The 16,025-nt window shown below is 32.6% G+C and carries 11 protein-coding genes; 2 read left to right on the top strand and 9 right to left on the bottom strand.

Features of this window, described 5'->3' with window-relative positions; translation table 11 throughout:
- Positions 1–351: MFS transporter (locus ABWO04_RS05620; RefSeq protein WP_353078104.1), on the top strand; the 351-nt coding region annotated here is incomplete at its 5' end.
- Here ABWO04_RS05620 and ABWO04_RS05615 read toward each other — a convergent pair.
- The 9 genes from ABWO04_RS05615 to ABWO04_RS05575 all read right to left on the bottom strand — a co-directional run bounded on the left by ABWO04_RS05615 (position 311) and on the right by ABWO04_RS05575 (position 12,788).
- Entirely contained in the window at positions 311–748 is a 438-nt protein-coding gene (locus ABWO04_RS05615) for a retropepsin-like aspartic protease (RefSeq protein ID WP_353078102.1), read from the bottom strand. The two genes, ABWO04_RS05620 and ABWO04_RS05615, sit on opposite strands and share 41 nt — an antisense overlap.
- A gap of 5 nt (positions 749–753) precedes the next feature.
- Positions 754–2,160 (bottom strand): alpha-amylase family glycosyl hydrolase, encoded by a 1,407-nt coding sequence (locus tag ABWO04_RS05610; protein WP_353078100.1) that lies wholly within the window; start codon positions 2,158–2,160, stop codon positions 754–756.
- Positions 2,161–2,162: 2 nt separating this feature from the next.
- The gene (locus tag ABWO04_RS05605) at positions 2,163–3,020 is read right to left on the bottom strand and encodes an alpha/beta hydrolase (RefSeq protein ID WP_353078098.1); all 858 of its coding nucleotides are present in this window, start codon (positions 3,018–3,020) and stop codon (positions 2,163–2,165) included.
- Between the two features lie 76 nt (positions 3,021–3,096).
- Positions 3,097–4,935, bottom strand: coding sequence for a glycoside hydrolase family 13 protein (locus ABWO04_RS05600; RefSeq protein WP_353078096.1), 1,839 nt, complete (start codon positions 4,933–4,935; stop codon positions 3,097–3,099).
- 97 nt (positions 4,936–5,032) lie between these two features.
- Complete coding sequence (locus ABWO04_RS05595; RefSeq protein ID WP_353078094.1) at positions 5,033–7,144, bottom strand: glycoside hydrolase family 97 protein; 2,112 nt, start codon at positions 7,142–7,144, stop codon at positions 5,033–5,035.
- A gap of 4 nt (positions 7,145–7,148) precedes the next feature.
- Positions 7,149–9,443, bottom strand: coding sequence for a maltose phosphorylase MdxK (mdxK, locus tag ABWO04_RS05590; RefSeq protein ID WP_353078092.1), 2,295 nt, complete (start codon positions 9,441–9,443; stop codon positions 7,149–7,151).
- Positions 9,444–9,488: 45 nt separating this feature from the next.
- Entirely contained in the window at positions 9,489–10,145 is a 657-nt protein-coding gene (gene pgmB / locus ABWO04_RS05585; RefSeq protein WP_291242701.1) for a beta-phosphoglucomutase, read from the bottom strand.
- A 9-nt stretch (positions 10,146–10,154) separates the two neighbouring features.
- The gene (locus tag ABWO04_RS05580; protein WP_353078090.1) at positions 10,155–11,561 is read right to left on the bottom strand and encodes an MFS transporter; all 1,407 of its coding nucleotides are present in this window, start codon (positions 11,559–11,561) and stop codon (positions 10,155–10,157) included.
- A 207-nt stretch (positions 11,562–11,768) separates the two neighbouring features.
- Entirely contained in the window at positions 11,769–12,788 is a 1,020-nt protein-coding gene (locus ABWO04_RS05575; protein WP_353078089.1) for a LacI family DNA-binding transcriptional regulator, read from the bottom strand.
- Between the two features lie 291 nt (positions 12,789–13,079).
- On the opposite strand from ABWO04_RS05575, the gene ABWO04_RS05570 reads away from it, so the two are divergent.
- Positions 13,080–16,025: SusC/RagA family TonB-linked outer membrane protein (locus ABWO04_RS05570; protein WP_353078087.1), on the top strand; the 2,946-nt coding region annotated here is incomplete at its 3' end.

Below are 16,025 nucleotides of genomic sequence, written 5' to 3'. Positions count from 1 at the left end.
ACAGAAAGTTGGATGATGTTTGCCTTCTTAATTCCGTATTGTTTAGGCGGAATTTCTGGTCCTGCTTTGCAATCTGTAATTACAGAAAATGTTCCCGCTAATGAACAAGGCGAAATTCAAGGTACTTTAACCAGTTTAATGAGTGTGACTTCTATTATTGGTCCGCCATTAATGAGTAATGTGTTTTATAATTTTACTAATAAAAATGCAGCTATTCATTTTCCTGGAGCACCTTTTGTTTTGGGAGGTATCTTAATGTTATTTAGCGCGATTATTGCTTTTTATTCATTTAAAAAACAACGATTAATCGCTACTTCAAATACAAATACTGATTTGGATAATCAATTATAGCGTTTCCTTTAAGTAACACATCGGCACCAATAATACCGTCGACAGGTTGTATTTTTTGTTGGGATAAGGCTTCGTTTACGTGAGATAAATCGAAAAGTATAAAAGTAATAGACAATTGCTTCCAAGAACCAATTTGGAGGCAATTGTCTTTTGCTATTTTGGTAGGCATTGTTGTTGAGCTGGCAGTTGCAGCAGCATTCGTATGATGCAAAGCGTTTAAATTATATTTTTCAATACTATCAAAACCAATACACGTATTCGATGCACCTGTGTCTAAAATGAAATTTCCAGTTACTCCATTTACTTTTACTTTAATTAGTAAATGTTGCGTTTTTAAAAACTTAAATTTTATTTTCTTATATTTTTGTGCTTTTAAAAACGCGGGTAATTCTTTCATTTATGTTAATTCGTTAAAATTAAATATTGCCAAGCTTTAAGTCCAATTGGCGCATCGGATCTAAATTGAATTTTATAACCCGAGATATAATCAGTAAAATCGCCTTTTAATTGAATTTTTGTTTCAATAGTTTGATTCGATAAATTGGCAATATAAATAATTTTTTTACCGTCTTTTTCACGTTCAAAAGCTAAAATTTTTGTGTCGTCATTTGTTTTAATTCGCTTATATGAAGCTGGATTTTTCCCTCCATTTAAAGCTAAATTTTCATTTTTTAATTGGCCTAATTTTGCTCTTAATTCCCACTCTTTTCCTTTTGTTTTTGGAATTGAATCTTTCTCGAAAAACTTTAAACTGTGTTTCAATCCATATTCATTACCACTATATACTAAAGGCATTCCTGGCATAACATACGTTAAAGCTGTCATGGCTTCTTCAGCAGCACCTAATCGAGATTGAATGGTTCCGTTCCAAGAATTTTCATCATGATTGTCAACAAAATTCATTAAAATATCATCTGAAGCATATTTTTTTGCATCGTCAATTATTAATTTATCCCAATTTTCAACTGTGTTTTTGCCTTGAGCAATTCTATTCATAGTGTGGTGAGCTTCCCATCCATAAGCCATGTCAAACAAATTATCTTTCAATAATTCTGGTTCCCAAGCTTCGGCTAACATAAAGATATTTTTTACAGCACGTAATTCTGGAATGGCTTTTTGCCAAAAATCAGCAGGAACATTTCCGGCAACATCGCATCTAAATCCATCAATTCCTTCTTTTTGAAGCCAATATTTCATATCGGCAGTCATTGCTGCACGAAGGTTTTGATTGTCGTAATTTAAATCGGCAACGTCTGTCCAACCCCAAGTTTTTCCTGTTTCTGGATTGATTGGATCGATAATTTCCCCTTTTTCATTTTTTGTGTAATATTCTGGATGTTCTTTAATCCAAACATGATCCCAACCGGTGTGATTTGGTACCCAATCTAAAATAACATATATGCCATTTTCGTGAGCGGTTTTTACTAAATTTCTAAAATCTTCAAGCGTTCCAAATTCTGGATTTACTTTCTTAAAATCAGAAACCGCATAATAACTTCCTAAATATTTATATTGTTCCGCAGCTGGCATTTCTGAAGCAAATTTACTGTTATCGCCACCTGTTGCTTTTCTTTTCGTTTGCGAAATAGGAAAAATTGGCATAATCCATATGACTTTTACACCTAATTGTTTCAAATTAGGAATGTCTTTTGTAAAAGCATTAAATGAACCTTCTGGTGAATATTGACGAATATTCACTTCGTAAATTACGGCATTTTCTAATTTATCACTTGTTAAATCAGTTGCTTTTTGGGCGTAACTATTTGTAAAACTTAAGGCAACTAATGCCAATACTATTAATTTTTTCATAACTATTTAAATAAAAATTGTAAAGGTATTTCTAAACGTTTGTTCCAAGATTTTTCAGTATGATCGGCGTTTTCAAATTTTAAATTTTTTGAATTTGATGCATCAAATCCTTTAGCTTTTAATATGTCATTGACGTCTTTTTCATACCTTACATATTCTGCATCTAAAGTTTTTGTGCCGAAATCAAAATAAATTTTATGTGTTTTTGGATTGGGTAATTTAGCTTGTAAATACTTGAAAAAAGCATTTGGAATTGGATTGTTTTCTACATTTTTTAGACCAATCCAATGTGTGGACAAACAAGCAGCTTTCCCAAAAACATCTGGATATTCGCAAAGTGCATACATTGAAATTAATCCACCCATACTGGAACCCATAATGGCGGTGTTTTCTTTATCGGTATACACTGAAAAATGAGAATCAATAAATGGTTTTAATTCGGAAACTAAAAACTTTAAATAGTTATCTGATGAAATTTGTGTCAAATCTAAATTGATTTTTTTAGCTTCATCAATTACAAATTTTTTATCCGAATCGCTTAAAAAATCAATTGCTTTCTGTGGAAAATAATTTAAATGACGAATGGTTGGAATGTTCCAAACAGCTACCACAATTACTTCTTTAATGGCTTTTTTTTGGGTTAATGAATCCATTTTTTCATCTACGCCCCATTCTTGTTTGTTCCAAGTGGTTTTCGCATCAAAAAGCATTTGTCCATCGTGCATATATAACACTTGGTACTTTTTAGTTTCTGAATAACTAATTGGCAACCAAACATCAACCGTTCTGGAAGCCACATATTTTGATGGAAAGTTTTCAATACGTTTTATTTGTCCTACAAAATCGTTATTATTTTGCAAATCACTGATTTTTATATTCTCTTGTGAAAAACACATACAACTAAACGCTATTAAAAACCAAAATCTCATTTGAATCTTATTTTTTTAATTCTAAAATTAAGCTCGATTTTCCTTCAATTGAAATTTCTGATTTTAAATCGAAATTCGCATCCGAAATAATGTCTTTTCCACTTGAATAGGAAGCCAAACTTTCTTTGAATCTTTCTAATTTTAATGTTTGTTTGTCTTTGCTATTATTTACCACAACCATTACACTTTCGGTATCGTTGTAACGAAAATATACATACACGTTATTATCTGGCAGATAATGCATTAATTTTCCGTTATGGATTACCGATTTCGATTTTCTCCAATTGAAAACTTTAGCGGTGAAATCGAAATATTTTGCTTGTTCAGCTGTTCTTCCCGAAGCCGTAAAAGCATTGTTTTTATCTGAAGCCCAACCACCAGGAAAATCCTGACGAATGTCTGCATCACCTTTGCCTTTATCGCCCGCCATACCAATTTCCGAACCGTAATACAATTGAGGAATGCCTCGCATCGTAGCTAAAATAGTCATGGCCATTTTATATTTATTTAAATCGTTTTTATAAATATAATTGAAACGGTTGGTGTCGTGATTTTCTGCAAAAATTAATAAATTATTTGGGTTGTCGTATAGAAAATCATTTACGAAATTTTCATAAAACTTAAACATTCCGTCGTTCCAATTTGTATTGTCTTCGTTAAAAACATTCCCAAAAACATCGTGCATGGTAAAATCCATAACACTTGGTAAATAGGAATTATAGCTTTGAATTTTAGCAATTGGACTGTCTTTTTGCCAATACGAAATTTGTGCTTGATCGTGCATCCAAACTTCTCCAACGATATTAAAATAGGGATATTCATCAGTAATGGCTTTGGTCCATTTTGCAATTCCTGCTTTATCATTATATGAATATGTATCTACTCTAAATCCATCTAAATCGGCATATTCAATCCACCAAATGGCATTTTGAGTTAGATAATTTAATACTAATGGATTCGATTGATTCAAATCGGGCATACTTGGCACAAACCAGCCATCCATACAAAGCTTGGCATCTATTGCAGAAGCGTTTGTATCATACTGTGTGGTCATTCGGTAGTTACTTTGTTTGTAACCTGGAAATTGATGAAACCAATCGTACGTTGGCATATCTTTAAACATCCAATGTTCTGCTCCCCAGTGATTCGTTACATAATCTTTCACTAACTTCATATTTCTCTTTTTCATTTCTGAAGAAAGGCGCACATATTCTTCATTTGTTCCATAACGGGCATCAATTTTATACACATCTGATTGCCCATACGTGTGATACGAATAGCCTTTGTCGTTATCTTCACACATAGGCGTGCTCCAAAGTGCTGTTACACCAAGCGATTGCAAATAATCTAAATTATTTATGATACCTTGAATGTCTCCACCATGTCTTCCGCCAGGCAGACTTCTGTTAGCTTTTTCTTGTAAATTTGAATCCGAATCATTTTTTTCGTTTCCATTGGCAAATCGGTCAGGCATAATTAAATACATCATATCCGACGAATCAAAACTTTTACGATTACGTGAATTTTCCTTTCTTTTTTTAATCGAATAGTTTTGATTGAATGATTTTTTACCGTTTTTAAAAGTAAAAATCAACTCTTGTGCTGTTATATTTTTCAAATCAATTGTTACGAAAACGTAATTTGGATTCTCTGTTTTTTGAACCTGAGTAATAACTACGCCGTTTGAAACCGTTACGGTATTTTGAGCGATATTTTTACCATAAAACATAATTTGAACCTGATTGTTTGTCATGTTCTCGTACCAAAAAGGCGGTTCTACCTTATCAATTTGTGCCGAAACACTTACTGAAATTGTAATTAAGAATAATAGAATTAATTTTTTCATAGCTTACTTTTTGTCATCCTGAATTCGTTTCAGGATCTAAGTTAATTTAATGAGAAACTGAAACAAGTTCAGTTTGACAAGCGTTTTGTATTATCTTTTATTTAACCTCAACAATACTAATTCCGTAACCACCACCTGGTGCAGTTGTTAGTTGCAGTTTTGATTTGTATGTTACTTTTTGTTTCGTGATTTTATACGCCTGCGGATTCGTTTTGTAATGTGCATCGGCAGCATCTGCATAAATTGTAGCTTCATATTTTTTACCTTTTTCTAAGAAATCTAAAGTTATGGTTGAAGTTCTTGCATTTAATCCGTTCACGTTTCCTACAAACCAATTGTTTGAATTTTTATCTTTACGAGCCGTTGTGATATAATAACCTGGTTCTGCTTCTACGTACTTTGAACTTGCCCATTCCACTGGAACATCTTTAATAAATTGAAAGGCATCTAAAAATCGGTTATAATTTTCAGGTAAATCAGCCGCCATTTGAAGAGGCGAATACATTACCACATACAATCCTAATTGATTGGCAATAGTTGTATTTACATGTGAATTATTTCCTGGATTTAGTTTTGCAATATCCATTTCAAAAATTCCGGGTGTGTAATCCATTGGTCCACCCATTAATCTGGTGAAAGGCAATAAAGTAGTGTGATTTGCTTTAGAACCTCCAAATGCTTGAAATTCCGTTCCGCGAGCGGATTCGTTTCCAATTAAGTTTGGATACGTTCTGCAAATTCCTGTTGGACGAACGGCTTCGTGTGCATTCACCATAATTTCATAATCTACCGCTTTTTCAATACAATATTGGTAATGATTTAAGATAGATTGACTGTAATGGTGCTCGCCTAAAGGCAAAATATTTCCAACATAACCACTTTTTACAGCGTTGTATCCATTGTCTTTCATAAACTGATACGCTACGTCTAAATGACGTTCGTAATTTCTTGTAGCGCCAGACGTTTCGTGATGCATAATCATTTTAATTCCTTTAGATTTTGCATATTCGTGAATTCCTTTTACATCAAAATCTGGATACGCCGAAATAAAATCAAAAACATAATCTTTTTCATGACCAAACCAGTCTTCCCAACCTTCGTTCCAGCCTTCTACTAAAACGGCATCAAAACCGTGTAATGCTGCAAAATCGATATATTCTTTTACGTGTTTGGTATTTGCCGCGTGTTTGGCACTTTGCTTTACTTTAGTATAATCTGTTACGCCAAGTTGAATAGAAGGCAAATCATCTGTATATGCCCAAGAGCTTTTACCGGTAATCATTTCCCACCAAACGCCAACATATTTTACAGGTTTAATCCAAGTGGTGTTTTTAATTTTACAAGGTTCGTTTAAGTTTAACGTCATTCTTGATGCTAAAACTTCTCTGGCATCATTACTAACGATTATGGTTCGCCAAGGCGAAACACTTGGTGCTTGAATATGACCTTTATTTCCTTTAGCATCTGGCGTTAAGTGCGATTGAAATACAAAGTTTTTATCGTCTAAATTCAAATGCATACACGAATAATTAATTAGTGCCGCTTCGTGAATGTTGATATACAATCCGTCAGCTGTTTTCATCATTAAAGACGTTTGTACGCCTGTATCTGAAAACTGTTTTTGTGAAGCATTTTCTGAAACTGCACCTCTAAATAAACTTCTAATTTCAGATAATTTACTCTCCGTGTAATCGTATTCTTGTGTGTCGTAATCACCTGGAATCCAAAACGCTGTGTGATTTCCAGTCATTGCAAATTCAGTTCTTTCTTCTTTTATTACGAAATAAATTAAGTTTTTTTGCTGAGGAAATTCGTATCGAAAACCTAAACCTTCATTAAACAAACGAAAACGAACAATGATTTCTCTATCGGTTTCATTTTGTTTTAATGTAACGGCTAATTCGTTGTAATGATTTTGAATTTGCGTTTCTTCACCCCAAACTGTTTTCCACGTTTCGTTAAACGTGCTTTCTTTGGTATCTATCACTTTAAAATCGTTTACTAACGACTTTTTATCCTTTTGTAATTCTAAACCTAATTTACTTTTTTTAATTACTTCTTTGTTTTTAAAAAAAAGCTGATACATAGGTGTACCGTCATTTCCAAGTGAAAACGACATTTTAAAATTACCATTTGGCGATTGAAATTCTTGGGCAGAAGCCCCAAAAATAGCTGTTAAAACAAGGATAAACGATACAATTTTTTTCATTTTATTAATTTTTTACTAATTGCGATGCGCCATTAATGATTACTTCTACTTCTTGATTTCCTTCTACAGAAACTTTGGTTTCTTGATGGTTTACTTCTATTTTAACGATAGCATTTCTAAAATTGACTTTAAACGAATAGCCTTTCCATTGTTCTGGAATTCTTGGTTCAAAGTGCAATTGGTTGTTTTTTACACGCATTCCTCCAAAACCTTCGACAATACTCATCCAAGTTCCTGCCATAGATGTAATGTGTAATCCTTCGTGCACTTCTTTATTATAATCATCTAAATCCAAACGAGAGGTTCTTAAATAAAAGGTATATGCCTGCTCCATTCTTCCTAAAGCAGCTGCTTGAATAGAATGCACACACGGTGAAAGTGAACTTTCGTGAACTGTAAATGGTTCGTAAAAATCGAAATGTCTTTCTAATTGTTCTTTGGTGAAATCATCTTCAAAGAAATAAAAACCTTGAAGTGTATCGGCTTGTTTTATGTATGGCGAACGTAAAATTCTGTCCCAACTCCATTTTTGGTTAATTGGTCGTTGTGACTTGTCTAAATCGGAAACTTTTACTAATTCTTTATCTAAGAAACCATCTTGTTGTAAAAATACGCCGTGTTCTTCCGAAAAAGGAAAATACATATTGTCTGCTGTATTTTTCCAAGATTGTAATTCGGTATCATTTAAGTTTACTTTGCTCATAATTCTTTCGTAATCAGAAGTATATTCCGATTTTACTTTTTCAATTTGAGCATACGTATAATTGATACACCATTTTGCGATATAATTGGTATACCAGTTATTATTTACGTTATTTTCGTATTCATTTGGACCTGTTACGCCTAAAATTACAAACTGATTTTTGTTTGTAGAAAAAGTGGCTCTTTGGTGCCAAAAACGAGCAATTCCGATTAAAACTTCTAATCCTTTTTCTGGAATATAGCTGTAATCACCTGTGAAACGGTAATAGTTATAAATAGCAAATGCAATAGCGCCATTTCGGTGAATTTCTTCAAAAGTAATTTCCCATTCGTTATGACATTCTTCACCATTCATAGTTACCATCGGATAAAGTGCTGCGCCGTTTTTAAACCCTAAATTATTTTGAGCATTTTCGATGGCTTTATCCAATTGATTGTATCGGTATTCTAATAAACTTCTGGCTACATTTTGATCTTTTGTTGCCATATAAAACGGAATGCAATACGCTTCAGTATCCCAATAGGTTGAACCTCCGTATTTTTCACCCGTAAAGCCTTTTGGACCAATATTTAAGCGTGAATCTTTACCTAAATAGGTTTGATTTAATTGAAAAATATTGAAACGAATACCTTGTTGTGCTTTAGTGTCGCCTTCGATAGTGATGTCGCTCATTTCCCAAATTTTAGCCCAAGCCAATTTTTGATTTTCCAATAAAGTAGTATAACCTAAAGTAGTCGCTTGAAGCAATACTTTTTTTGCGGAAGAAATAAGGTATTCTTCTTTATGATTGGTAGAAATGGTGTAGCCACCAAATTTTTGTATACTTACTGTTTGCCCTTGTGTGGCAGCCAATTCATAAGAAAACATAATTTTTGACGCTTCTTTTGTTACCTCAACAGGTTTTACATCGGTAATTTCGTTATTTACTATAATTTGATTTTGCATATAAGTGGCAACTGTAAACTTTGTTTTTAAAGTTCGAGCCACAATAAATGCACTATTTTCTTCGTTTTTAATTTCTAAGGTTTCCCAGAATTTTTCTTCCCAGTTGGTATCTTCATTTTCAATACCGGCATCTAAATACGGTTTAAAAACTACTTTTGCATCGGTATTTATTGGTGTAACTTGGTATTTTATTGCTCCTAATTCGTCAATATCTAAAGATAAAAATCGAGTAACATCAACTGAAATAGCTACATCATTTTGAAGTATAGCTTGAAACGAACGTTGATACCAACCTTCTTGCATATTCAATTCACGTCTGAAGTTTGAAACTGATTTACACGTAGCTAAGTCTAAATTTTCGCCATTAACTTCTATATTAATACCAATCCAATTTGGTGCATTTAATACTTTAGCAAAATATTCGGGATAGCCATTTTTCCACCAGCCTACTTTTGTTTTATCTGGATAATATACCCCAGCAATGTAACTACCTTGAAACGTATCACCTGAGTAATGCTCTTCAAAATTGGCACGTTGCCCCATAGCACCATTTCCAATACTAAATAAACTTTCGGAAGATTTTACTCTATCCGCTTCAAATCCTTCTTCTATGATTGACCAATTATTTGGTACGATATAATCCTGATTCATTTTCTTTCTAATTTGTCAATTTTCTATTCGTCAGTTTGACAATTTCTATTTGTTAATTAATTGCATTATAAAATCGTTACTCATTTCTGTAAAATCTCTAAAACAAAAATCCGATTCGTGTAATACTTCTTTCTCGCCAATACCTACACTGGTCATTCCAGCTACATTTGCCGCTTGAATACCAGCTACTGAATCTTCAAAAACAATTGCGTCTTTGTACGCCACCTGGACTTGGTTTGCTCCTTGCAGAAAAACTTCTGGATCGGGTTTGGCATTGGTTACATCATTTCCGTCAACAAGTGCATCAAAATAATGCAGAATGTTTACTTTTTCTAAAATTGGTCGGGCATTTTTACTTGCCGAACCCAATACAACATATTGATGGTTTGTTTTTAAAAACTGAAGAACTTCTTCTACACGAGGTAAAATTTCAGATTTGTCCATTTGATGCACAAATGCTAAATAGTCTTCATTTTTTTGAACCAACCAATTGTTTTTATCTTCTTGTGACGCTTGCACATTTCCTTGAGATAAAATAATTTCTAACGAACGCACGCGACTTACGCCTTTTAGTTGTTCGTTGATTTCGTGTGTAAAATTAATATTCAAACTATCCGCTAATTTTTTCCATGCCAAAAAATGAAATTTGGCGGTGTCAACTATTACGCCGTCTAAATCGAATATAAATGCTTTTTTGTTCATTCTTTTTGTTTAACCTGAAATTGCATTTTTATCTGTAATAAAGAAATTACATAACCCTGCAATAATTAATAATAATCCAGCCAAAAGCATGGCATTAATGTGTGCTTCACCAATTAATTTATATAAATAATTGATTCCTCCAAGTGCAGCAATAATTTGTGGAATTACAATAAACATATTGAAAAGCCCCATCATCATTCCCATTTTATTTGGATTGACTGAACTTGACAACATAGCATAAGGCATCGACAAAATACTTCCCCAAGAAAAACCAATTAATATAAACGAATACATTAAGGTTTCTGGTGTGGCATAAAACATGTAAATAAATCCTAATCCACCCAGAATCAAAGAAGCCATGTGAATGTATTTTCTATTTATTTTGTTTTTCATCGTATAAAAGGTAAGTAACAAGGCAAAAACCATTGAAGACAATCCATATACACCAGTTGCAGAACCTACTAAATCGGCGGCATTATTGTATACTTTATCTTTTGCTTGATATTCTTGCTCTTTTAATGTGCTAAGAAAAACAACTTCTTCTTTGTTGTTTTTTAGAACAGCTCCTTTATCGTCCAATTTTGCAAATTCTTTTACATCTGGTTTTGGAGAGTGAAAAACATGTTCTGTTAGTGCTGGTGTAGATAAACTCCACATGGTAAAAAATGCAAACCAACTAAAAAATTGAATTAATCCCAATTTTTTCATGGTTGAAGGCATTTCTTTCAAACTAATTATTAAATCTGGAATAAAGCGAGATTCTTTTTTTTCGGTAAGAAATTGATTTAAATCTTCTGGTGGATTTTCTTTTGTAGTAAATATAGTATATAAAATACTTGCAAAAAATACAAATGCGCCAACAGAAAAAGCTACAATTACCGATTGTGGAATGACACCTGCTTTTGCTTCATTAGTTACGCCCAATTTATTAACTAACCACGGTAAGTTACTGGCAATCCAGGTTCCAATTCCGATAATTAACGTTTGAATCACAAATCCGTTTGAACGCTGTGATTCGGGTAGTTTATCAGCTACTAAAGCACGGAAAGGTTCCATACTAATATTTATAGAAGAATCTAAAACCCATAACAAGCCTGCTGCAATCCATAATGCAGGAGAATGTGGCATAAAAAACAAAGTAATAGAAGCTAAAATGGCTCCAATAAGAAAAAATGGTTTTCTTCTTCCGAATTTTGGACTCCAAGTATTGTCAGATAAATATCCAACAATTGGCTGAACCAACAAACCAGTTAAAGGTGCGGCAACCCAGAGACCTGGAATGTCGTCTACTTCGGCACCAAGGGTTTGAAAAATTCTTGACATGAAGCCTCCTTGTAAGGCAAAACCAAACTGTATCCCTAAGAATCCGAAACTCATGTTCCAAATTTCCCAGAAACGTAACTTACGCTTTTCCATTTATCGTAATTAGTTGTTAATACTACGATAAGCGTTTTTTATGTGCTTATCAAAACTATACTTAATTTTTGAAGTGAAATATAAGCTTTGATAGACACAAATTAAAGTAAATTATTTTAAATAATCTAAAAAATTTGTCTCAAAAAACAGCGAATATAGTAAAAATTAATTTTTAATGTATTGATTTTTATATAGTTAGATAAACTATTACGTTGTCGTAGATTCTCTAAAAATTAATTCAGTTTCTATAATTTCAGTAGTGTATTGTTCGTCATCTTCTTCTTTTTCAAGACGTTCAATTAGCATTTTTGCCGCTTTTTGACCCATTTTTATTCCATTCTGACTAACCGTAGTAATTGTTGGCGTTGAAAATTGTGAAATAATTCCATCCGTAAACCCTATAACCGCAATATCATCTGGTACTTTTTTACCAATTTTATTAATCGCTTTAATGGCTGTTACGGCAAATAATTCATTCACAGCAAACACGGCATCAATAGCATTATTTGTAATTAAATCGATAATTTGATCCTGACAATGGTCTATGTCTTCTACTTTAATAATTAATTTATCATTAATTGATACATCATAATCCGCCAACGCTTTTAAATAGCCTTCTGTACGAAGTTTTCCTACACTTACATAGTCAACAGTAGTTATTAGGGCTATATTTTTATATTTATTTGTGATAAAAAATTCAGTTGCATTATAAGCTGCCAATTGATCGTCAATAATTACTTTATCGCAAAAAACATCATTTGTAACGCGGTCAAAAAGTACTACTGGCATCCCTTGGTTAATAACTTCTTCTAAATGGTGAAAATCTTTTTTTAGTTGCGTTTCTTTGGAAAGCGACATGATAAAACCATCCGTACTTCCGCTGGCCAACATTTCAAGATTGATCACTTCCTTATCAAAAGACTCGTCCGAAAGCGTCACAATAACATTATAACCAAATTCATTGGCCACATGTTCTATTCCACTAATAACTGTGGCAAAGAAATGATGTACAATTTCAGGTATAATAATTCCTATGGTTTTTGTTTTTTTGTTTTTTAAACTTAACGCAATATTATTTGGCTTATAATTATACAATTTAGCAAAAGCTTTCACTTTTAATCTTGTTTCTTCACTGATTTCGTGACTGTCTCTTAATGATTTTGAGACGGTTGAAATAGAAATATCCAGCTCTTTTGCAATTTGCTTTAAGGTTACTTTTCTTCTCATTTTAATTTTGAATTAAATTCGATTTTCGGCTACAAGATACTTCTTTTATTTTAAGTAGAAAAGTAGCCTTTTTTTTTCGAAATTATGAAAGTGGAATTTTTATCCGAAAAAAATTATTTATCCTATTCATTTTCAGTAAAAAAGATGCATAAATAATAAAGTTTTCAACACGAAAACGTTTTCGTTGCGTAATAAATTTCAATAGATTTTGATTAATGAAAATTTTACATAAATTTAACCTTTGAAGTGAATATATAAGCAAAAAACTGACTATTAATTTAAACAAAATGTATGAAAACAATGCTAAAAAAATTACTGTTTTTTATGCTCGTTTTACCATTAAGTGTTTTGGCTCAAAACACCTTAACAGGTAAAGTAACAGACGCATCTAGCAACCAAGCTATGTCTGGCGTTTCAGTAGCAATTACTGGAACAACAAATGGAACATTCACAAATTCTGATGGAACATTTACTTTGAAAAATGTTAAATCAGGAGACAATGTTTCTTTCTCATTTTTGGGATTCAAAACAGAAACCATTGCTTACACTAATCAACAAAACATTTCAGTTTCTTTACAACAAGACGGACAAGGAATTGAAGAGGTAGTTGTAGTAGGTTACGGTAAAGTTAAGAAAAAAGACGCTACTGGCGCGGTAACTCAAATTTCTGCTAAAGATTTTAACAAAGGTGCTACACCAACTGTTGAAAATTTATTAAATGGTAGAGTTGCAGGTTTACAAATTAACACAGGAGGTGGGCCAGCAAGTGGTTCAGCTATTAGAATTAGAGGTGGTGCATCAATTAGTGCAACAAATGATCCTTTAATTGTTGTGGATGGTTTACCAATTTCTAATGAATCGCCTTCAGGATCAAGAAACTTTTTAGCTACTTTAGATCCAAATACAGTAGAATCTATCTCTGTATTAAAAGATGCTTCTGCAACTGCTATTTATGGTTCAAGAGCTTCTAATGGTGTAATTATCATTACAACTAAAAAAGGCGGAAAAAAATTGAAAGTAGATTACAATTTCCAATACGGAAGCGGTAAACACTACAGAAAAATTGATGTTTTAAGTTCAGATGAATTTGTAGCTAAAGCACAAGAATTATATCCTGCACAAGTTGGAACTCTTGGAGTGCCTTCTGGAATTGCAGATAACCCTGCTACGCCAAATATCAATGAAAGTAGAACTATCTACAATACAGATTGGCAAGAAGAAATTTTTAAACAAACAGACTATGTTACGAATAACTTAAACTTGAGTGGTAGTTTATTTGATAAAATTCCTGCAAGATTAAGTGTTGGAAATACCTACCAAGAAGGTTTGATCATGACAGATAAATTTAACAGAAATACTGCAGGTTTAAATTTAAGCCCAAGTTTATTTAATGATCATTTAAAATTAACTTTAAACGCTAACATTTCTAACGAAAAAAATAATTTTGCTAGAACACCTATTGGAAGCGCAATTAGATTTGATCCAACGAAACCAGTTTATGATGCCAACTCGCAATGGGGTGGTTTTTATGAATACACTGCATCTAACGGAAATTTAACACCGTTAGCACCTAGAAATCCAGTAGCGGAAATTATGCAAAGCTCAAGTGCTAGTAAAGTAAACCGTATATTAGGTAACTTCCAATTAGATTATAAATTCCATTTTTTACCTGAATTAAGAGCAGTTGTAAACCTTGGATATGATCAATCTAAAGGTGAAGGAACTCCAACGGTTGCAAGAAATTCTGCAATATCTGATGGAAATGGTGGTAACGCATTAACTGATAAATTTGGAGAGCGATCTAACTATACTTCTTCTTTCACAAATAAATTATTAGATGGGTATTTTGTTTATAACAAAAAATTCGGACAATTAGATTTTGAAGGAACTGCAGGTTATTCATACCAAAAATTTGAGGAGGAAAGATTTAATTCTGGAAATGTATTAAATCCTACTGCTGATTTTTCTGACTTAGATAGATCAACAGATAGAGTTTTAATTGGATATTTTGCTAGAACAAACTTAACGTATAAAGACAAGTACTTATTAACGTTAACGTATAGAAGAGACGGAACTTCTGTGTTTTCAAAAGAAAACCAATTTGGTAACTTCCCAGCAGCATCGTTTGCTTGGAAATTAAACAACGAGTTTTTTGCAAATAGCAAAACAATTTCTGACTTAAAGCTTAGAGCAGGTTGGGGTATTACCGGACAACAAGATTTAGGAAGAGGAAGAAGAGATTATTTTCAACCACAATATACAACAGGGACACCAGGTTCACAGTATGTATTTGGAACATCTCCTATTACAGTAGGATTACCTAGAGATTACAATCCAAATTTAAAATGGGAAGAAACCACAACATATAATGTAGGTTTAGACTACGGTTTATTCAATAACAGAATTTCTGGATCGATTGAAGGATATTACAAATTATCAGAAGATTTATTATTTAATGCTCCTTTTGCTGACGGTTCTAACTTTTCAAACTTTGGACCTCAAAATATCGGAAGTTTAGATATTAAAGGGGTTGAATTCACGTTAAATGCTGAAATTGTTAAAAAAGAAAAATTCAATTGGAATGTTAATTTCAATGCTTCTAAATTTGAAAGAAGAATTAAATCTTTGAAAACAGTTAATAATACTCCTACTGGAGGTATTGGTGGTGGAACAGGTGGAAACATTCAAGTGTTTACTGAAGGTTGGACACCAAATTCATTTTATGTTTTTCAACAATTATATAATCCTGATGGAACTCCAATTGAAGGTGGTTTTGCCGACCTAAATGGTGATAATATTATTAATGACAAAGATAAATACATTAGAAGTAATACAGATCCAGATGTATTATTAGGATTTCAATCTATAATGAATGTATATAATTTTGATTTCTCATTTAACTTAAGAGCAAGTATTGGAAACAGAATGTATAACAACGTGAATTCTGGAAACGCATATACTAATAATATGTTTGCTAATTCAATTTTATCAAACGTACCAACAAGTACTTTTGATTCAAACTTTGCAAGCTCAGGGAATAATGTAATTTTCTCTGATTATTATATTGAAAATGCATCTTTCTTAAGAATGGACAATATTACATTAGGATATACATTCCCTAATTGGTTAGAAGGAAAAGCTTCAGTAAGATTAAGCGCAGGCGTTCAAAATGCGTTTGTAATTACTAAATATTCAGGATTAGATCCAGAGGTATTTAGCGGAATTGATAACACAATT

It is taken from the genome of Flavobacterium sp., from assembly GCF_040382755.1.
Taxonomy (GTDB): Bacteria; Bacteroidota; Bacteroidia; order Flavobacteriales; family Flavobacteriaceae; genus Flavobacterium.
This window is presented reverse-complemented; position numbering and strand designations above follow the sequence as displayed.

Bases quoted from the DNA above. Each gene is read 5' to 3' on its own strand.
- ABWO04_RS05615 (WP_353078102.1), bottom strand. From the start codon at position 748: ATGAAAGAATTACCCGCGTTTTTAAAAGCACAAAAATATAAGAAAATA.
- ABWO04_RS05610 (WP_353078100.1), bottom strand. From the start codon at position 2,160: ATGAAAAAATTAATAGTATTGGCATTAGTTGCCTTAAGTTTTACAAAT.
- ABWO04_RS05600 (WP_353078096.1), bottom strand. From the start codon at position 4,935: ATGAAAAAATTAATTCTATTATTCTTAATTACAATTTCAGTAAGTGTT.
- ABWO04_RS05595 (WP_353078094.1), bottom strand. From the start codon at position 7,144: ATGAAAAAAATTGTATCGTTTATCCTTGTTTTAACAGCTATTTTTGGG.
- mdxK (WP_353078092.1), bottom strand. From the start codon at position 9,443: ATGAATCAGGATTATATCGTACCAAATAATTGGTCAATCATAGAAGAA.
- pgmB (WP_291242701.1), bottom strand. From the start codon at position 10,145: ATGAACAAAAAAGCATTTATATTCGATTTAGACGGCGTAATAGTTGAC.
- ABWO04_RS05580 (WP_353078090.1), bottom strand. From the start codon at position 11,561: ATGGAAAAGCGTAAGTTACGTTTCTGGGAAATTTGGAACATGAGTTTC.
- ABWO04_RS05575 (WP_353078089.1), bottom strand. From the start codon at position 12,788: ATGAGAAGAAAAGTAACCTTAAAGCAAATTGCAAAAGAGCTGGATATT.